The following is an 18,429-nucleotide window of genomic DNA, read 5'->3' as shown; positions in this document are numbered from 1 at the left end:
ACGCTTCCCCGCCCACCGGCCGGGAGCGTCAGCGGGCCGTTCGTCGTGGAAGGAGTCGGCGGGGCGGACGTCATCCGGCGTTCCGCCCCGCCGGTTCCGCGCCCGGCCCGGGGGCCCGGCAGGACAGGCCCGCGAGGATCACGTCCAGCTTCTGAGCCAGCCGGCCGGCCAGGTCGAACGGGGCGGGAGCACCTGCCTCCGCCGTCATCAGCCGGCGGCTGAGGGTGTCGAAGTAGGTGCCCGTCACGATCTCCGCCGCGATTCCGGGGCTGACCGACGCCGAGAGTTCACCGGTGCGCATGCCCTCGGCGATCGTCGCGACCACGGCGTCCGGGACCGGGTGCTCGTGGGCGAGCGGGCTGTCGGGCGGCAGGCTCAGGTGGAGCATGCGCGTCATCTCGCGCTCCTGCTCGTTGCGCCGCCGCGCCGCCCCGGCACACCGCCGCACGGCCCCGGCGCGTCACCGGTCCGCGCGGTCGGCCCACGGCCGCGCGCCCCGTCGTGCACCCGCGCGGCCGGCCGGCCGGTCCCGGACCGTCACCTCACCGGTCCTGCGCCGCCGCGGCGGCCGACGCCTGGCTCTGACCGCGCGCCGCGATCTGGCGGAACGCGAAGTTCGAGATGTCGTCGCCTGCGGTGAAGACCGGCTTGTCCTTGGCCGTCACCGCCCGCCGCGTCTCGAAGCCGCCGACCGTGAAGTACGCGTAGCGGCCGTACGAGTTGGTCGTCGTGCGGCACACCGTGACGCGGCAGAACGTCGGCACGCCCGCGCCGGCCAGCGACGCGACACCGCCGCCCGGCCCCTGGTTCTTCACCGCGAGGGCCTGCGCCTCCTGGTCGAAGACGGCGACGCCGACCGTGACCGCCACGCCGTCCTTGGTGTACGTGGCTCGGATCACCTGCGTGCAGCCGTGCGCGCCGAGCGAGGGACCGAGCGCGCCCTGCGTCGCCGCCGAACAGCTCGTGGTGGAGGCGATGGCGCCCTTCACGTACGTCCGGTCGCCTATCGTCAGCCGCTTCCCCGGGAACAGCGTCGCCGCGCTGAGGGGCGCCCTGTCCTTCGCGGCACTGTCGATGAAGTCCTTCGGGTTCGGCGGCGGCTTCGGCGCCACCGAGGAGAAGGACGGCTCCGGCGAGGTGGACGGCTCGGGCAGCGGGGGCAGCGCCCCGGTCCTTCCCGGACCCGGACCGTCCGCACGGCTCGCGCTGTCACCGCTGCCCGCGGAGACGACGGCGGTCGCGACGATCGCACCGACCGCGCAGGTGGCGAGCGCGATGCCGCCGATCAGGAACCAGCGCTTGCGGCGGCCGCGCGCCTCGGACGCCTCGGCCAGCGCGGACCAGTCGGGGGTGCCGTCCGACCCACCCGGCCCACTCGTCCCCGGCCCGCCCGGGCCCTGCTGCCAGGGCTGCTGCTGGGGCAGCGGCTGTGCCTGCGGCTGCTGCTGCCCCTGTGCCGGCTGCTGCCCGTACGCGGGACCGTACGGGTTCTCGTTCCCGGACCCGTACGGATTCTGGTTCTGCGGCCCCGAGCCGCCACCCCACTGGGGTCCCCCCTGCCCAAAACTCATGCCCGGAGTTTACGGCCGCCGGCGCGGGAGTTGGGCCCGGGAGCCCGGTAAACAGTTGGGGCGCCGGGCCGGGTGTGCCGCACAATGCGCAGCATGGGACATCTCGAAGCCGCGCACCTGGAGTACTACCTGCCGGACGGGCGGGTGCTGCTCGGCGACGCCTCGTTCCGGGTGGGCGAGGGGGCGGTCGTCGCCCTCGTCGGGGCCAACGGCGCCGGCAAGACGACTCTGCTGCGGCTGATCTCCGGCGAGCTCCAGCCGCACGGCGGGACGGTCACCGTGACCGGGGGCCTCGGCGTCATGCCGCAGTTCGTCGGCTCGGCGCTCGCGGGCGCGGACGGGAGCGACGGGCGGACCGTACGGGACCTGCTGGTGTCCGTCTCCGCGCCCCGGATCCGCGCGGCGGCCCGCGCCGTCGACGCGGCGGAGCACGCGATCATGACGGTCGACGACGAGCGCGCCCAGATGCGCTACGCCCAGGCCCTGAGTGACTGGGCGGAGGCGCACGGGTACGAGGCCGAGACGCTGTGGGACATCTGCACCGTCGCCGCGCTCGGGGTGCCGTACGAGAAGGCGCAGTGGCGGCAGGTGACCACGCTGAGCGGCGGCGAGCAGAAGCGGCTCGTGCTGGAGGCGCTGCTGCGCGGGCCGGACGAGGTGCTGCTGCTGGACGAGCCGGACAACTACCTCGACGTCCCCGGCAAGCGGTGGCTGGAGGAGCGGCTGCGGGAGACCCGTAAGACCGTGCTGTTCGTCTCGCACGACCGGGAACTGCTGGCGCGCGCCGCCGAGAAGATCGTCAGCGTCGAGCCCAGCCCCGCCGGGTCGGACGTGTGGGTGCACGGCGGCGGCTTCGGCACGTACCACGAGGCCCGGCGGGAGCGGTTCGCGCGCTTCGAGGAACTGCGGCGGCGCTGGGACGAGGAGCACGCGCGGCTGCGGGCGCTGGTGCTGCGGCTGCGCCAGCAGGCCGAGAACAGCCCCGACATGGCCTCGCGCTACCGGGCCATGCAGACCCGGTTCAAGAAGTTCGAGGACGCGGGGCCGCCGCCGGAGCCGCCCCGTGAACAGGACATCCGCATGCGCCTCGGCGGCGGGCGCACCGGCGTGCGGGTCGTGATGTGCGAGGAGCTGGAGCTCACCGGGCTGATGAAGCCGTTCTCGCTGGAGCTCTACTACGGCGAGCGGGTCGCCGTCCTCGGCTCCAACGGCTCGGGCAAGTCCCACTTCCTGCGGCTGCTGGCCGGGGAGGACGTCGCCCACACCGGGGCGTGGCGGCTCGGCGCGCGCGTCGTGCCCGGGCACTTCGCGCAGACGCACGCGCACCCCGAACTCCTCGGGCGCACGCTCGTCGACATCCTCTGGTCGGAGCACGCACGGGACCGGGGCCGGGCGATGTCCGCCCTGCGGCGCTACGAGCTGGCGGTGGCCGGTGACCAGCCCTTCGACCGTCTCTCCGGCGGCCAGCAGGCCCGATTCCAGATCCTGCTGCTCGAACTCGGCGGCGCGACGACGCTGCTCCTGGACGAGCCGACCGACAACCTGGACCTGGAGTCGGCATCGGCCCTGCAGGAGGGGCTGGAGGCGTTCGACGGGACGGTCGTCGCGGTCACCCACGACCGCTGGTTCGCCCGCTCCTTCGACCGCTTCCTGGTCTTCGGCGCGGACGGCGTCCTCCGGGAGACCCCGGAGCCGGTGTGGGACGAGGCGCGGGTGGCCCGCGCCCGCTGAGCGCCGCCCCGGCGGGGCGGGTCCGTCGGACCGGACGAGCGCTCCCGCCGGCCCGGCGGGAGTGCTCCATCGGCCGGTGGGGACGTGTGCGGCGGCCCTTCGGGAGCTGTCCGGTGACCGCTGGGACGCGGGCCGGCGGCGTACGTTCCACGGCCGGGGGAAAGACCGGCCGCGCGGGGCCGTACGATCGGGGGGTACCGGTGGGACCGGGTCGGCACGGACGCGTTTTGACCCGTGCGGGTGAGCCCGAGTATCCTGCTGGTTCGTTGTGCGTATTGGCTTGTTCATTCTCACGTGAGGGGCCCTTACGCCGGTCCACCGGGTCGATGACCAGCGGAGCATGAGCGGGTTGCGTCACCTGCTTTCTCCAGGCTGTCGTGATCGCCGGGTGGCCAGTCAGGACCCATTCACGAAGAAGCGAAGGCTACGACCGTGCGTACGTACAGCCCCAAGCCCGGCGATGTCACGCGCCAGTGGCACATCATCGACGCGCAGGACATCGTCCTGGGCCGTCTGGCGACCACAGCCGCGAACCTCCTCCGGGGAAAGCACAAGCCCATCTACGCGCCCCACCTCGACACCGGTGACTTCGTCATCATCATCAACGCCGACAAGGTGCACCTCTCCGGCAACAAGGCCACGCAGAAGATGGCGTACCGCCACTCGGGTTACCCGGGCGGCCTGCGCTCCATCCGCTACGACGAGCTGATGGCCAAGAGCCCGGAGAAGGCCGTCGAGAAGGCCGTCAAGGGCATGATCCCCAAGAACACCCTGGGCCGTCAGATGCTCAGCAAGCTGAAGGTCTATGCGGGTGACCACCACCCGCACGGGGCGCAGCAGCCCGTCCCGTACGAGATCACCCAGGTCGCGCAGTAGTTCCGGCCACCCCCTAAGACGTAAAGAAATCTGAGGAGAATCGTGGCCGAGACCACTGCTGAGCAGACCCCCGTCGAAGGCGAAGAGGAGACTTTCGCCGAGGTGACGACCTTCGAGTCGGAGGTGCCCGTCGAGGGCGAGTACACCACCGAGTCGATGGCGTCCCGCTTCGGCGACCCGCAGCCCGCCGCCGGCCTGGGCCGTCGCAAGAACGCGATCGCCCGTGTCCGGATCATCCCCGGCTCCGGCAAGTGGAAGATCAACGGTCGCACCCTTGAGGAGTACTTCCCCAACAAGGTGCACCAGCAGGAAGTCAACGAGCCCTTCAAGGTGCTCGAACTCGACAACCGCTACGACGTCGTCGCCCGCATCTCGGGTGGCGGTGTCTCCGGCCAGGCCGGTGCGCTGCGTCTGGGTGTCGCCCGCTCGCTGAACGAGGCGGACGTGGACAACAACCGCGCCCCGCTGAAGAAGGCCGGCTTCCTGAGCCGCGACGACCGCGCCGTCGAGCGTAAGAAGGCCGGTCTCAAGAAGGCCCGCAAGGCGCCGCAGTACAGCAAGCGCTAAACCGTCCGGCGGTCGCCGGGAGGGCCTGTTCCGCGTCTCACGCGGGGCGCGCGCCCTCCCGTGCGCCCGCCGTACGACGTACATCGTTCGCCCCGGTGGCAGTCTGTGCCGCCGGGGCGTTTGTTTTTATCCAGGGTGCCGGGCGTATAACAGCATCAAGCGCTCAAAAGACATTTTCGGAGGGAGAGCTGTGGGACGACTCTTCGGTACGGACGGCGTGCGCGGTGTCGCCAACGCGGACCTGACGGCTGAGCTGGCGCTCGGCCTGTCGGTCGCGGCGGCGCATGTGCTGGCCGAGGTGGGGACGTTCGAGGGGCATCGGCCGACGGCCGTCGTCGGGCGCGATCCGCGCGCCTCGGGCGAGTTCCTGGAGGCCGCCGTCGTGGCGGGCCTCGCCAGCGCGGGCGTCGACGTCCTGCGCGTCGGTGTGCTGCCCACCCCCGCGGTGGCGTACCTCACCGGGGTGCTGGGCGCCGACTTCGGAGTGATGCTCTCCGCGAGCCACAACGCCATGCCCGACAACGGTGTCAAGTTCTTCGCGCGCGGCGGCCACAAGCTGGCCGACGACCTGGAGGACCGTATCGAGACGCTCTACGACAAGCACCGCACGGGCGAGCCGTGGGAGCGGCCGACCGGCGGCGGCGTCGGCCGCGTCCGTACGTACGACGAGGGCTTCGACCGCTACGTCGCGCACCTCATGGCCGTCCTGCCCAACCGGCTCGACGGGCTGAAGGTCGTCCTCGACGAGGCGCACGGCGCGGCCGCCCGGGTCTCGCCCGAGGCGTTCACCCGCGCGGGCGCCGAGATCGTCACCATCGGCGCGGAGCCGAACGGCCTCAACATCAACGAGGACTGCGGCTCCACCCACCTCGGCCGGCTCAAGGCCGCAGTGGTCGAGCACGGCGCCGACCTCGGCATCGCGCACGACGGCGACGCCGACCGCTGCCTCGCGGTCGACGCCTCGGGCGCGGAGGTCGACGGCGACCAGATCCTCGCGGTCCTCGCCCTCGCGATGCGCGAGCAGGGCGGGCTGCGGCACAACACGGTCGTCGGCACCGTCATGGCGAACCTCGGCTTCAAGATGGCGATGGAGCGGGAGGGGGTGACGGTGGTACAGACGGGCGTCGGCGACCGGTACGTGCTGGAGTCCATGAAGGAACACGGCTACGCGCTCGGCGGCGAGCAGTCCGGCCACGTGATCATCCTCGACCACGCGACGACCGGCGACGGCACCCTGACCGGCCTGATGCTCGCGGCGCGCCTCGCCGCGACGGGCCGGACGCTGGCCGACCTCGCGGGCGTAATGCGGCGCCTGCCGCAGGTCCTCGTGAACGTGCCGGACGTCGACAGGTCCCGGGTCGCCACCTCGGCGGACCTCGCGGCGGCGGTCACCGAGGCGGAGGCCGAACTCGGCTCGACCGGCCGTGTCCTGCTGCGGCCCTCCGGCACCGAGCCGCTGGTCCGGGTCATGGTCGAGGCGGCCGACATCGACCAGGCGCGCTCGGTCGCGGCCCGGCTCGCGGACGCGGTGAAGTCGGCGCTCGGCTGAACTCCCCCGGCCGCGCGACACGCGTGAGCCGGCGTCAGGAGGGCGCGGACCGCACGGTCCGCGCCCTCCTGACGTTCCGTCTGTCTGTCTGTCCGTCCGGTCCGGCCCCGCTCCCGTAGTGACGGTGCGGACGGGAGCGGGAGCCGTCCGGCCCGGACGGGAGCAGCCGGAGCAGGCCGGGTCAGAGCTTGCGCAGGGAGAGCCGCTGCACCTTGTGGTCGGACGCCTTGCGCAGGATCAGCGTCGCGCGGCCGCGGGTGGGCGCCACGTTCTCCAGCAGGTTCGGCTTGTTGACGGTGCGCCAGGTCGTCCGCGCGTAGTCCAGCGCCTCGTCCTCGGACACCTTCGTGTACCGCGTGAAGTACGAGGAGGGGTCCTGGAACGCGGTCGCGCGCAGCGTGCGGAAACGGTTCAGGTACCAGGACTCGATGTCCTCGGCTCGCGCGTCCACGTACACGCTGAAGTCGAAGTAGTCGGCGAGCGCGACCCGCGTCCTGCCGTCCAGGCCCGGCAGGGCGGGCTGCAGCACGTTGATGCCCTCCACGATCAGGATGTCGGGACGGCGCACGACCAGCCGCTCGTCCGGCACGATGTCGTAGATCAGGTGCGAGTAGACGGGCGCCGTGACCTCGTCCTTGCCGGCCTTGATGTCCGCGACGAAGCGGGTGAGCGCGCGGCGGTCGTACGACTCGGGGAAGCCCTTCCTGTGCACGAGGTCGCGCGCCTGGAGCTCCTTCATCGGGAGCAGGAAGCCGTCCGTCGTGACGCGCTCCACGCGCGGGTGCTCGGGCCAGCGCGCCAGCAGCGCCTGAAGGAGCCGCGCGACGGTCGACTTGCCCACGGCCACACTGCCCGCTACCCCTATGACGAACGGGGTGCCGCGCTGGGCGCCGTGGCCGCCGCCCGCGTCGCCGAGGAAGGTGTTGAGCGCGCCCCGCAGCCCGGCCGTGGCCTGTACGTACAGGTTGAGCAGGCGGGAGAGCGGCAGATAGACGTCACGCACCTCGTCCAGGTCGATCACGTCGCCGAGGCCGCGCAGCCGCTCGACCTCGTCGGCGCTCAGCGGCAGCGGCGTCTTCTCGCGCAGCGCGCTCCACTGCGAGCGGGTCAGGTCGACGTACGGGGTGGGCCCGTGCTCCGCCTTCCGCCGGTGCTCGTGGTGCGGGGCGGACGACTGCTGGTGCGAGGGGGAGCTGATCACGGGGTCCATTGTCGGGGGAGGGGCGCGGCGCGGTGGGACCGCGGAGGCGGCCCGACGCGTCGCGTTCGTCACGTCGAGGACGGGTTGCGTTCGGGCCGCGGCCACCCGTGCGGGATGCTCAGCGCTTGAAGTGGTCCTGCATCTCCCACCATCTCGCCACGTGTGTACGGTCCTTGGGCGGATTGCGCAGGTCCCGGGCGACGACCACCAGACCGGCGGTCAGCACCCAGAACATCGCCGGGACCGTGTAGTGCGGATGCGCGGAGGAGACCTCGTCCCAGGTGGAGTGGACGGCGAGCAGTGCCGCACCCGCGACCGCCACGCACGCCAGGTACAGGCCGATGGTGCGTCCGCGTGAGCGGCCCTTCGGGGGCGCCGGCGTCCGCGTGCGGCTGGTCAGGGCCGGTCCTTCGGCGGCGCCGGGCTCCGGCGGGCGGGGTATGCGCTCCGCTGCGCGCGGCGGCGTGCGGACGACGGCGGCGGGGTCGACGGCCGCGTCGAGCACGGCTATCCGGTCCGGCGTGAGCATCGCGTACAGCGTCGGCTCGACCGCGAGCCGCACCCCGCCGGGACCGGTGAGGACCCGGGCGCCGTCCGGGTGCGCCAGCACCTCGGTGGCGTCGGCGAACCGGACGGTGGCGAAGCCGTCGGGCGTGGCGAGCGTCACGGCCTCGGCCCCGAGGAAGAGCCGGTGGTCCACGGTCACCAGCGAGCGGTGCCGGGTCGCGCCGGGGTCGGCGGCGGCGCCGGGCTCGTCGGACACGGGCCCGGCCGGGGGCGCTGTCGCCCCGGACGGGGGGAGCACCGCCTCGGACGGGCCGTCGCCGAGGGCGGCGCTCGTGCCGGGGACGTCGTACTGCGACGGCATGCAGGCCCCTTCCGTGGACCGGTACAGCGGTGGGCGGGGCACCCGTGACGGCACGGCCCGCGCTGACCAGTCTCCCGCAGCCAGGTCACGAACGGATCGCACGGGCCTCCACGGCCGTCGCAGGCAGGTGGCCGAACGGGACGGCGCGGGGCGTCCACCGTCCACGGAGCGAGGCCACGAACGAATCGCACCGGGCGCCCGGGCCGGTGGCGCGCCGACCGGGCCGCTCACCGGCACGGGTGCGCGGGGGAGCGGGCGCGGCGCTACGCGCCCGTCAGGCTGCGGTGCCGGGGGCGGTGGCGCCAGGCCCGGGTCAGGCGGGTCGTGAGGTACGCGGTCGCGACGGTGGCCAGCGAGGCGCGGGTCCTGCCGACCCCCGGCGCCCACCAGGCGTAGACCGTCGCGGGGGCGCAGACCAGCATCGCCGCGACGCGGACCGCCCACCAGCCCCTGGGGCGCTTGGCGCGGCGGGTGACCAGCTGGGTGTCGGGCAGCCGGCCCAGGGTGAGGCCGGGTGGCGCCGGCGGCAGGCCGAGTGCCGCGACCAGCGCCGCCAGCCGGGCCGACGGTGCGTCGGAGGCACGCAGCAGCGCGGTCAGGGGGCGGGCGTCGGTGATGCCGTACGAGGACGCCAGGGCGCGGGCCGTGGCCGCTGCCGTCTCGTGGTCGGGGATCGGCGCCGCCGGGTCCCACTCGTGGTCGGCGAGGCGCCGGCCTCGGTGCAGCAGGGTGAAGCCGTAGCGGTCGCCGGTCCTGCGCAGCACCAGCGCGGGTCGGCGCACGGCGCGGGTCAGGCTCGCGGCGACCGCCGTGAGGTCGTCCTCGCCCATCAGCGTCGCCCGGCGCGCCGACGCACCGCGCTCCGGTGTGCCGAGGGGGACCTCCGCGTAGGTGGCGTCGCCGCGCGGGGCTATGCGCAGGTCGGCGCCGGCCTGCCGGGCCGCCTCCGCGACCCGGCGGGGGGCCGCCCGCAGCACCACGACGGTCACCGTGTCGGCGGCCTGGACGCGCTGCGGGGGGATCGTCCGCCCCGCGAAGAACGGGATCTGCGAGGCGACATGGAGCCGCACGCCCGCCCGGAACTCCAGGAACTGCTCGCGCGGCGGGCCGAAGTACGCCCACGGGTACTCCGTCGCGTGCGTGCCGATCGCGCTGAACTGCGCGAGCGACTCCTCGGGCCGCCGGGCGAGCAGCAGCATGAGCGCCAGGTGGTTGCGTACGTCCGCGATCTCCGGGTCGCCCGGCTCGTAGGTCCCGACCAGGGCGAGCGCCCGGTCGACGGCCGCCCGTACCCGCGTGCGCGAGATACGGGAGTGGCGCGCGTCGTCGCCGCCGACCGCCTCCGCGAGCACGTCGTACTCGACCGCCGCGAGCAGCGGCAGGGCGTGCAGTTTCGAGCCCGGCAGCGCGCCCTCGGCCGCGCGCTCCGCGAAGTCGAACATCTCCTCGTGCGAGCCGTGCCACTTCTCGCACACGTACTGCAGCGCGGCCACATGGCAGCCGTAGTGGTGCGGGGCCCGCGCCACGGCCTCGGCCCAGTACGCGTCGAAGACCTCGCGCGGCGACTGGCTGCCCGTCGCGTGCTCCAGCGCGAGCTGCCAGGGCACCGGGTCCGACGGGTTGGCGTCGGCCGCCGCACTGACCACCGGCACCGCGTCGTCGAGCAGCGCGAAGAACGCCTGGAACTGGTCCTGGGGAAGGTCCTTGGCCCGCGCTCCCGTGCGGACCGCCCAGGCGTGCTTGAGGCTCACCGCCGCCCGGAGCAGTGCCGCGTCCGGGTCGTCGGGCGAGGCGGCGAGCCAGTCGTCCAGCCAGCCGGGATTGTGCAGCGCGGCGCTCGCCAGGCGGGGCACCCACGCGCCGCGGTTCTCCCACTCGCCGTCGAGCCGGGTCGCGGCCAGCAGGGCCCGGACCGGCCGGTGGTCACCGCCCGCCGCGGCGATCAGGGCGGTGCGCAGCCGCGGCGCGGGCGGGTCGAGGACGACGGCGGTGTCGGGCGGCAGATCGGTTCCGATCGTGGAGCCGTGCCGGAGCATGCGGGGGAGGCTGAGCAGGGAGCGGAGCGTCACGTCCCTATTGAAGGCCGTTGTGGGTGCCGGCCACCAGAGGAATCCGGGGTTGTCCCCTTGCCGGGTGGTCGCGGACGCCGGACCGCGCCCCGGCGACGGAGTCCGCGACGGGCGCCGCGCCCGGTCGCGCCCCGGTCGCGCGCCCGGCTCGGGCCGGGCCGGGTCGGGGGGTCGCGGCGTCCGGGGCGCGGCGCCGTGCCGCGCGGCCCGCGTCCTCGATTGCCCCGGGATCGTGTCTCGGTGGGGCCCCGGTCGTGCCACCACCCTGCCCGGCGGCACAACCGGGTGGGGTGGGGCCGGTGCCCCCGCGCGTTGGCCCGTGTGCGTGCCGTCACCCCCGTAGGCTGCCGTTATGTGCGGAATTGTGGGATACGTCGGCTCCCAGTCGGCGCTCGATGTGGTGATCGCCGGACTGAAGCGCCTCGAATACCGGGGGTACGACTCCGCCGGCGTGGCCGTCCTCGCCGACGGCGGGCTCGCCATGGTGAAGCGGTCCGGGAAGCTCGTCAACCTCGACAAGGCGCTCGCCGAGACGCCCCTGCCCACCGGGACGGCCGGCGTCGGGCACACCCGCTGGGCCACCCACGGCGTGCCCAACGACGCCAACGCGCACCCCCACCTCGACAACGCGGGCCGCGTCGCCGTCGTCCACAACGGGATCATCGAGAACTTCGCCGCCCTGCGCGCCGAACTGGCCGCGCGCGGGCACACGCTCCAGTCCGAGACCGACACCGAGGTCGTCTCCCACCTGCTCGCCGAGGCGTTCTCCGGCTGCGGCGATCTCGCCGAGTCGATGCGCCAGGTGTGCCGCCGGCTGGAGGGCGCCTTCACCCTGGTCGCGGTGCACGCGGACGCGCCGGACGTCGTCGTCGGCGCCCGCCGCAACTCGCCCCTGGTCGTCGGGGTCGGCGACGGAGAGGCGTTCCTCGCCTCCGATGTGGCCGCCTTCATCGCGCACACCCGGGACGCCCTCGAACTCGGCCAGGACCAGGTCGTGGAGGCCCGCCGCGACGGCGTCACCGTCACCGGGTTCGACGGCGGACCCGCCGAGGTGCGGCCCTTCCACATCGACTGGGACGCGTCGGCCGCCGAGAAGGGCGGCTACGCCTCGTTCATGCTCAAGGAGATCGCCGAGCAGCCGAAGGCCGTCGCCGACACGCTCCTCGGCCGGATCGGCTCCGACGGCACGCTCGCCCTCGACGAGGTCCGCATCCCGGCCGAGGTGCTGCGCGAGGCGGAGAAGGTCGTCATCGTCGCGTGCGGCACGGCCTTCCACTCGGGCCTCATCGCCAAGTACGCGATCGAGCACTGGACCCGTATGCCCTGCGAGGTGGAACTCGCCAGCGAGTTCCGCTACCGCGACCCGATCCTCGACCAGCGCACACTCGTCGTCGCGATCTCGCAGTCCGGCGAGACGATGGACACGCTGATGGCGGTGCGCCACGCCCGCGAGCAGGGCGCGCACGTCCTCGCGATCTGCAACACCAACGGCTCGACCATCCCCCGCGAGTCCGACGCCGTGCTCTACACGCACGCCGGCCCCGAGGTGGCCGTCGCCTCCACGAAGGCGTTCCTCACCCAGCTCGTCGCCTGCTACCTGGTGGCCCTCTACCTCGGGCAGGTGCGCGGTACGAAGTGGGGTGACGAGATCCGGGACGTCGTGTGCGAACTCTCGCGGATCCCGGGCCAGGTGGAGGAGGTACTCGCGACGATGGAGCCGGTGCGCGAGCTGGCGCGGTCCCTCGCGGACAAGGGGACCGTGCTGTTCCTCGGCCGCCACGTGGGCTATCCGGTCGCCCTTGAAGGCGCCCTCAAACTCAAGGAACTCGCCTACATGCACGCCGAGGGGTTCGCGGCCGGGGAGCTCAAGCACGGGCCGATCGCGCTGGTCGAGGCGGACCTGCCGGTGGTCGTGGTCGTACCCTCGCCGCGCGGCCGCTCCGTGCTGCACGACAAAATCGTCTCGAACATCCAGGAGATCAGGGCGCGCGGCGCCCGGACCGTGGTCATCGCGGAGGAGGGCGACGAGAGCGTGGTGCCGTACGCCGACCATCTCGTGCGTGTCCCCGTGACACCGACGCTGCTCCAGCCGCTCGTCGCGACCGTCCCGTTGCAGGTGTTCGCCTGCGAACTGGCGACGACGCGCGGCAACGACGTCGACCAGCCGCGCAACCTGGCGAAATCCGTCACGGTGGAGTGACGTGGTGGCGCGCCGAGTGAGGGAGTTACCGGAGAAGTGATCATCGGGGTGGGGATCGACGTGGCGGAGATCGAGCGGTTCGGGCAGTCCCTGGAACGCACCCCTCAGCTGAGGGAACGCCTCTTCGTCGACGACGAGTTGCGGCTGCCGGACGGAGGCCCGCGCGGTATCGCGTCGCTGGCCGCCCGGTTCGCGGCGAAGGAGGCGCTCGCCAAGGCGCTCGGCGCCCCCGGCGGCCTGCGCTGGACGGACGCGGAAGTGTATGTGGAGGACAGCGGCCGTCCCCTGCTGCGGGTGCGTGGAACCGTGGCCGCGCGGGCAGCCGAACTCGGGGTACGGGCCTGGCACGTCTCGCTCAGCCATGACGCGGGAGTGGCGTCGGCCGTGGTGATCGCGGAGGGTTGAGCACATGCGGACTGCGTACGCGGTGGAGAAGGTACGGGCGGCCGAACGCGAGCTGATGGCGCGGCTGCCCGAGGGCGCGCTGATGGGACGTGCGGCGGCCGGTCTCGCCGCCGTGTGCGCGGGGCTGCTGGGCCGGGTGTACGGGTCGCGGGCCGTCCTGCTCGTCGGCAGCGGCGACAACGGCGGCGACGCCCTGTACGCGGGCGCCCGCCTCGCGCGGCGCGGCGCGCGGGTCAGCGCGGTGCTGCTCGCGCCGGACCGGGCCCACCCCGGCGGCCTCGCCGCGCTGCGCCGGGCCGGCGGACGGATCCTCGGCCCCGCCGACGACCCCTTCGCGGTGCTCGCCGACGCGGACCTCGTCCTCGACGGCATCACCGGCATCGGCGGGCACGGCGGGCTGCGCGCCGACGCGGTGCCGGTGGCGCGCGCGGCGCGCGGCTGCGACGCGGTGGTCGTCGCCGTGGACCTGCCGAGCGGTGTCGCGGCCGACGACGGCACGGTGACGGGCGAGGTGCTGCGCGCCGATGTGACCGTCACCTTCGGCACGTACAAGCCGGGGCTGCTGATCGACCCGGCGGCCGAGGTGGCGGGCGTGCTGCGGCTCGTGGACATCGGCCTCGGCCCGCACCTGCCGTCCGTCCCGGCCGTCGAGGCGCTCCAGCACGCGGACGTGGCACGGCTGCTGCCGGCGCCCGGCGGTGAGAGCGACAAGTATCGGCGCGGGCTCGTCGGGATCGTGGCGGGCTCGGCGAAGTACCCGGGCGCTGCGGTCCTCGCCGTCGCGGGAGCGCTGCGGGGCGGCGCGGGCGCTGTGCGGTACGTGGGCCCCGGCGGCGACGCGGTCCTCGCACGCCATCCGGAGACGCTGGTCAGCGAGGGCCCACCCGCGCGAGCGGGCCGTGTGCAGGCGTGGGCCGTGGGCCCCGGCCTGCACGAGGGACGCGGGCTGGACGACGCGCTCGCCTCCGACGTACCCGTCCTGATCGACGCGGACGGGCTGCGCGGGCTGGACGCGGGGACGGTCCGGGCCCGCAGTGCTCCCACCCTGCTCACCCCGCACGCGGGCGAGGCGGCGGCGCTGCTCGGCGCGGAGCGCGCGGAGGTCGAGGCGGGCCGGCTGGCGGCGGTACGCGAACTCGCGGCGCGCTACGGCGCGACGGTCCTGCTCAAGGGGTCCACGACCCTGGTCGCGGACCCGGACCCGGGCGTCCCGGTACGGGTCAACGCCACCGGCACCCCCTGGCTCGCGACGGCGGGCAGCGGCGACGTCCTCACCGGCCTGACCGGATCCCTGCTCGCGGCGGGCCTCCCGACGCGTGACGCGGCCTCCGTCGGCGCGTACCTGCACGGCCTGGCGGCCCGCCTCGCGGCGCGTGGCGCGCCCCTGGCCGCCGAGGACGTGGCGGGCCACATCCCGGCGGCCTGGCGCAACGTGATGGGCGAGGCGGCCGGGCCACGGCCCGGCGGGCCCGGGCGCGAGCAGGACGACGAGGTGTGACGGGGCCGGTCCGCGAGCGGGCGGCGGGGGGGTGCCGGGCCGGTCCGCGATCGGGCAGCCGTGGTGCGTCGTGGTGCGTCGGGACACGTCGGGCATGCCGAAGGCCCGCCCATGACGTGCGCTGGGCGGGCCTCTGCGGTTGTCCCGGCCGGTGCGGATGTCAGCGCTTGAAGGCGTAGTCCATGAGTTTCCTGGCGTCGGCGGTGCGGTTCGCCTCCGACGACGAGGCGAGGACCGTGCCGATGACGGTCCGGCCGCCGCGCGTGGCCGCGAAGACCAGGCAGTACTTCGCCTCGGGGCCCGAGCCCGTCTTCACGCCGATCGTGCCGGAGTAACTGCTCAGCAGCCCGTTGGTGTTGGTCCACGCCATCGAGCGGGAGCCGCCGCTCTTCGTGGTGACCTTCTGTTTGGTCGACTTCGTCTTGACGACGCTGCGGAAGGTGCCGTACTTCATGGCGCTGCTCGCCAGCTCGGTCAGGTCGCGCGGGGTGGAGTAGTTGCTGCCGTTGCCTATGCCGTCGAACGAGTCGAAGTGGGTGTTCTTCAGACCGAGGCCCTTGGCCGTCGTGTTCATCTGCCCGATGAACGACGACACGCGCGCGGCACGCGTCGAGCCCTTGCCGAACGTGTCGGCGAGCGCGTACGCGGCGTCGCAGCCGGACGGCAGCAGCAGTCCGTACAGCAACTGCCCGACCGTCACCTTGTCGCCGACGATCAGGTGCGCGGAGGAGGCGTTCTTGGCGACGATGTAGTCGCTGTACGCCTTCTGGATCGTGACTTTCCGGCTGAGGTCCAGCCCCTTCTGCGCCAGCACCACCCGCGCGGTCATGATCTTGGTGGTGGAGCCGGTGGACCTGCGGGTGTCGGCGCTCTTACTGAAGTACCCCGCCCCTGAGGCGTTGTTCATCACGTAGCCGCCCTTGGCGACGATCGAGGGCGCCTTCGGCGCGGCCTTGGGCACGGCCACGACGTGGACGGTCCTGCCGGCGTGGGCCGCCGCGTTCCCCATGGCACCCACCGGCCCGGATCTCACCGGCACGGCCGAGGCGGCCTGGGCGGGCACCGCGAACGCTCCGGCGGCGAGGACGGTGCCGACGGCGACGGTGAGCGCCGATATGCGGCGGGTCGTGCGGGTCCCGGGTTTCACGGCAGGTGCCCCCAAAGGTCTCTGAGACGCGGTCATATGAATTACCGCTTGCCGGTGAGACAACCGAGAAACGTCCGGGGATGCGCGGGGTGCGCGGTTTTCTGTTCCGGATCACCGAGGGGCGGCGGCCTCCTCCCGCGCGGGGGCGCGGAGGATGACGGCGCCGGTCGGTTCGTGGGTGGCCGAGCCGACTGCGGTGGGGGGCGCCGGGCGGACACCGGCGATCGCGGCGGGCCGGGCGGGGCGTGCGGTTGCTCCACGCCATCGGGGCTCGCACGGTCCGCGCGCTCCCCGAGGAGCGCGTGACCGGCCTGCTCGAAGAGAGCGACCGCATCGTGCGGGCACTCACGAACCGACCGCCTGACCGACTGACTGTCTGGCTGCCTGACCGTCGGCGGCTCGGCGGCTCGGCGGCTCGGCGGCTCGGCGGGCGGAGGGCCCGGCCTGATCGCAGACATGGGATGTTAGGCTCAATCGCAACCGATAAAACATGGGATGTTCGGCTGTATAGCTGTGGCTGGGGCCATGGCTGGACGGCGGGCGCGGGAGAAGCGCGGAGAGGAGTCCGGTGTGCCGATCCGGGCAGCGGAGCGGTCGAGCCTGGTCGACCGGGTGATCGAGCAGTTGCAGAGCCTGATCGAGTCGGGTGAGTGGCCGGTGGGGACGAAGATCCCGGCGGAGCCCGTGCTGACCGAGATGCTCGGCGTGGGCCGCAACACCGTGCGGGAGTCCGTACGGGCCCTCGGGCACAGCGGAATGCTGGAGCCCCGGCAGGGCGACGGGACGTACGTACGCGCCTCCGACGCGCTCGGCGCGGCCCTGCGCCGGCGGCTGCGGCGCGCCGGGCACCTGGAGGCCCTGGAGGTGCGCTCCAGCCTGGAGCGCGACGCGGCACGGCTGGCCGCGTCACGCCGTACGCACGAGGACCTGGCGGCGTTGCGCGCGGCGCTCGCCGAGCGGGGTGCCGCCTGGCGGGCGGGGGACACCGACACCTTCGTCCGGGCGGACGTGGCGTTCCACCGCGCGGTGGTCGCCGCGGCGCACAACGGCATGCTGGCCGACCTCTACAGCCACCTGACCGACGGTCTGCTCGGCGCCATCGCGTCCGTCGCGGACGCTCCGCTGCCCGACCCCCAGCGGTCGCAGTCCGACTCGCACGCGGACCTCCTGGCCGCGATCGAGGCGGCCGACCCGGAGGCGGCCGGCGACGCCGTCGCGCGCTACATCGACGAGTCCGTCAGCTCCCTGCGGGCTCTCCAGGACATGGACCCGCTGCCCGGATCCGAGCGGGGCAGCACGCACGAAGGCGGCACCGGCCGCGAGGAAGGAACCCGAGAGTGAGCACCGCTTCCGAGAACACGAACGCGGGCGGTGCCGCGCAGACCGCCAGGGCCGGGACCGTCGGCGCGGAGGAAGGCGCGACCGGGACCGGCGGCGAGGGCAGGGGCGGCACGAAGCGCGCCCGCGCCGGGATCTTCCTCGGCGTCGGCGTCATCGTCCTCGCGTTGAACCTGCGGCCCGCGATCGTCGCCGCGTCCCCGATGCTCGGCACGATCCGCGCGGACACCGGCATGTCCGCGACCACGGCCGGCCTGCTGACCACGCTGCCGCTGCTCTGCTTCGGGCTGCTCGCGCCGTTCGCGCCGCGGCTCGGCCGCAGGCTCGGCATGGAACCGGTCCTGCTGCTGACGATGGTGATGATCTGCTGCGGCACCGCGCTGCGCCTCATACCGTCGATGGCCGCGCTGCTCGGCGGCACCGTCGTCGTCGGCGCGGGCATCGCCGTGGCGAACGTGCTGCTGCCCGGCGTCATCAAGCGGGACTTCCCCGACCGGGTGGGCCTGATGACGGGCCTCTACTCGATGTCGCTGTTCGGCGGCGCCGCCCTGGCCGCGGGCATCACGGTGCCCGTGGGACACGCGCTGGCGCTCGGCTGGCGGCCGACCCTCGGGCTGTGGGGCCTGCTCGCCGTCGTCGCGCTGCTGGTCTGGGCGCCGCAGGTCCGCCGTCGCACCAGGGCGTCCGCCGCGCAGGCGGCCGCCGCGCGGCACCCCGTACGGGGGCTGTGGAGCCACCCGGTGGCCTGGCTCGTCACCGGTTACATGGGCCTCCAGTCGCTGTCGTACTACGCGGCCGCCGCCTATCTCCCGACGATGCTCACCGACGCGGGCATGGCCCAGGGCACGGCCGGCTGGATGCTGTCCTTCTCCAGCCTCCTCGGCATCGCGGGCGCCTTCCTCAGTCCCGTACTCGCCGCGCGCGGCGTACGGCCGGGGCTGCTGGCCACGATCGGCGCCGTGCTCACGGCCGGTGGCTTCGCCGGCATGGCGGCCGATCCGGTCGGCGGCGCGTACCTGTGGATGATCCTGCTCGGCCTCGGGCAGGGCGCGGCGATCTCGCTCGCGATGCTGTTCATCGTGCTCCGCTCGCCCGACACCCGGCACGCCGCGCAACTGTCCAGCATGGCCCAGTGCTTCGGCTACCTGCTGGCCGCGGCGGGACCGCTGGCGCTCGGCGCGCTGCACCAGCTGACCGGCGGCTGGACCGTGCCGCTGATCATTCTCATCGTGCTGCTCGCGCCGCAGACGGCGGTGGGCCTCGGTGCTTCGGTCAACCGCCACGCGGCCCCGGAGCGGCGTCCGGGCGATCCGGCCGAGGACGGGGGGACGCCGGCCGGGTGAACGGCCCGGCCCTGCGGGGAGCGCGGGGTGGGGCTTGCCGCGGGACGGGCGGCGGCGATGGGGTCC

Annotated in this window: 15 protein-coding genes; 9 read left to right on the top strand and 6 right to left on the bottom strand. The window is 73.9% G+C overall.

Translation table 11 applies throughout. The features are described from left to right. Positions 1–70: 70 nt before the first annotated feature. Together OG310_RS13595 and OG310_RS13590 are read right to left on the bottom strand one after the other, a co-directional pair. Positions 71–397: a hypothetical protein gene (locus tag OG310_RS13595; protein WP_329456150.1), complete on the bottom strand. Its 327-nt coding sequence runs from the start codon at positions 395–397 to the stop codon at positions 71–73. A gap of 145 nt (positions 398–542) precedes the next feature. Continuing rightward, entirely contained in the window at positions 543–1,571 is a 1,029-nt protein-coding gene (locus OG310_RS13590) for a hypothetical protein (protein ID WP_329456149.1), read from the bottom strand. A gap of 93 nt (positions 1,572–1,664) precedes the next feature. Between OG310_RS13590 and OG310_RS13585 the strand changes: the two genes are divergently transcribed. The 4 genes from OG310_RS13585 (at position 1,665) to glmM (ending at position 6,294) form a co-directional block, all read left to right on the top strand. Next, positions 1,665–3,302: an ABC-F family ATP-binding cassette domain-containing protein gene (locus OG310_RS13585; RefSeq protein WP_329456148.1), complete on the top strand. Its 1,638-nt coding sequence runs from the start codon at positions 1,665–1,667 to the stop codon at positions 3,300–3,302. A gap of 432 nt (positions 3,303–3,734) precedes the next feature. Further along, positions 3,735–4,178 (top strand): 50S ribosomal protein L13, encoded by a 444-nt coding sequence (gene rplM / locus OG310_RS13580; protein ID WP_329456147.1) that lies wholly within the window; start codon positions 3,735–3,737, stop codon positions 4,176–4,178. Positions 4,179–4,220: 42 nt separating this feature from the next. After that, positions 4,221–4,745: a 30S ribosomal protein S9 gene (rpsI, locus tag OG310_RS13575; protein ID WP_329456146.1), complete on the top strand. Its 525-nt coding sequence runs from the start codon at positions 4,221–4,223 to the stop codon at positions 4,743–4,745. Positions 4,746–4,935: 190 nt separating this feature from the next. Further along, positions 4,936–6,294 (top strand): phosphoglucosamine mutase, encoded by a 1,359-nt coding sequence (glmM, locus tag OG310_RS13570; RefSeq protein ID WP_329456145.1) that lies wholly within the window; start codon positions 4,936–4,938, stop codon positions 6,292–6,294. A gap of 181 nt (positions 6,295–6,475) precedes the next feature. Here glmM and coaA read toward each other — a convergent pair whose 3' ends face one another. The 3 genes from coaA to OG310_RS13555 all read right to left on the bottom strand — a co-directional run bounded on the left by coaA (position 6,476) and on the right by OG310_RS13555 (position 10,432). Next, entirely contained in the window at positions 6,476–7,504 is a 1,029-nt protein-coding gene (coaA, locus tag OG310_RS13565; RefSeq protein WP_329456144.1) for a type I pantothenate kinase, read from the bottom strand. Between the two features lie 109 nt (positions 7,505–7,613). Next, positions 7,614–8,363: a hypothetical protein gene (locus tag OG310_RS13560; protein WP_329456143.1), complete on the bottom strand. Its 750-nt coding sequence runs from the start codon at positions 8,361–8,363 to the stop codon at positions 7,614–7,616. Between the two features lie 263 nt (positions 8,364–8,626). Next, on the bottom strand, positions 8,627–10,432 hold the full coding sequence (locus OG310_RS13555) for a hypothetical protein (protein WP_329456142.1): 1,806 nt from the start codon (positions 10,430–10,432) through the stop codon (positions 8,627–8,629). A gap of 352 nt (positions 10,433–10,784) precedes the next feature. Here OG310_RS13555 and glmS point away from each other — a divergent pair, with 352 nt between their 5' ends. The 3 genes from glmS to OG310_RS13540 are packed head-to-tail and all read left to right on the top strand — an operon-like array spanning position 10,785 to position 14,535. Beyond that, positions 10,785–12,632, top strand: coding sequence for a glutamine--fructose-6-phosphate transaminase (isomerizing) (gene glmS / locus OG310_RS13550; protein ID WP_329456141.1), 1,848 nt, complete (start codon positions 10,785–10,787; stop codon positions 12,630–12,632). Between the two features lie 36 nt (positions 12,633–12,668). Beyond that, positions 12,669–13,037, top strand: a complete 369-nt coding sequence (locus OG310_RS13545) for a holo-ACP synthase (protein WP_329456140.1) — start codon at positions 12,669–12,671, stop codon at positions 13,035–13,037. Positions 13,038–13,041: 4 nt separating this feature from the next. Beyond that, positions 13,042–14,535, top strand: coding sequence for an NAD(P)H-hydrate dehydratase (locus tag OG310_RS13540; RefSeq protein ID WP_329456139.1), 1,494 nt, complete (start codon positions 13,042–13,044; stop codon positions 14,533–14,535). Between the two features lie 160 nt (positions 14,536–14,695). Here the strand turns inward: OG310_RS13540 and OG310_RS13535 are convergent, their stop codons facing one another. Continuing rightward, a complete protein-coding gene (locus OG310_RS13535; RefSeq protein WP_443078633.1) occupies positions 14,696–15,682 on the bottom strand; it encodes a D-alanyl-D-alanine carboxypeptidase family protein in 987 nt (328 codons plus the stop codon). 570 nt (positions 15,683–16,252) lie between these two features. Here OG310_RS13535 and OG310_RS13530 point away from each other — a divergent pair. Beyond that, positions 16,253–17,023 carry a FadR/GntR family transcriptional regulator gene (locus tag OG310_RS13530; protein ID WP_329456138.1) on the top strand — a complete coding sequence of 257 codons (771 nt, stop codon included), beginning with the start codon at positions 16,253–16,255 and terminating at the stop codon, positions 17,021–17,023. Further along, positions 17,020–18,363 carry a CynX/NimT family MFS transporter gene (locus OG310_RS13525; RefSeq protein WP_329456137.1) on the top strand — a complete coding sequence of 448 codons (1,344 nt, stop codon included), beginning with the start codon at positions 17,020–17,022 and terminating at the stop codon, positions 18,361–18,363. The genes OG310_RS13530 and OG310_RS13525 overlap by 4 nt, the downstream gene beginning before the upstream one ends. Positions 18,364–18,429: the final 66 nt, after the last annotated feature.

Source organism: Streptomyces sp. NBC_01497 (assembly GCF_036250695.1).
Classification (GTDB): domain Bacteria; phylum Actinomycetota; class Actinomycetes; order Streptomycetales; family Streptomycetaceae; genus Streptomyces.
This window is presented reverse-complemented; position numbering and strand designations above follow the sequence as displayed.

Excerpts from the sequence above, each read along its gene's own strand:
- glmS (WP_329456141.1), top strand. The coding sequence starts at position 10,785 with ATGTGCGGAATTGTGGGATACGTCGGCTCCCAGTCGGCGCTCGATGTG.
- OG310_RS13560 (WP_329456143.1), bottom strand. The coding sequence starts at position 8,363 with ATGCCGTCGCAGTACGACGTCCCCGGCACGAGCGCCGCCCTCGGCGAC.
- OG310_RS13590 (WP_329456149.1), bottom strand. The coding sequence starts at position 1,571 with ATGAGTTTTGGGCAGGGGGGACCCCAGTGGGGTGGCGGCTCGGGGCCG.
- coaA (WP_329456144.1), bottom strand. The coding sequence starts at position 7,504 with ATGGACCCCGTGATCAGCTCCCCCTCGCACCAGCAGTCGTCCGCCCCG.
- OG310_RS13540 (WP_329456139.1), top strand. The coding sequence starts at position 13,042 with ATGCGGACTGCGTACGCGGTGGAGAAGGTACGGGCGGCCGAACGCGAG.
- OG310_RS13595 (WP_329456150.1), bottom strand. The coding sequence starts at position 397 with ATGACGCGCATGCTCCACCTGAGCCTGCCGCCCGACAGCCCGCTCGCC.
- OG310_RS13585 (WP_329456148.1), top strand. The coding sequence starts at position 1,665 with ATGGGACATCTCGAAGCCGCGCACCTGGAGTACTACCTGCCGGACGGG.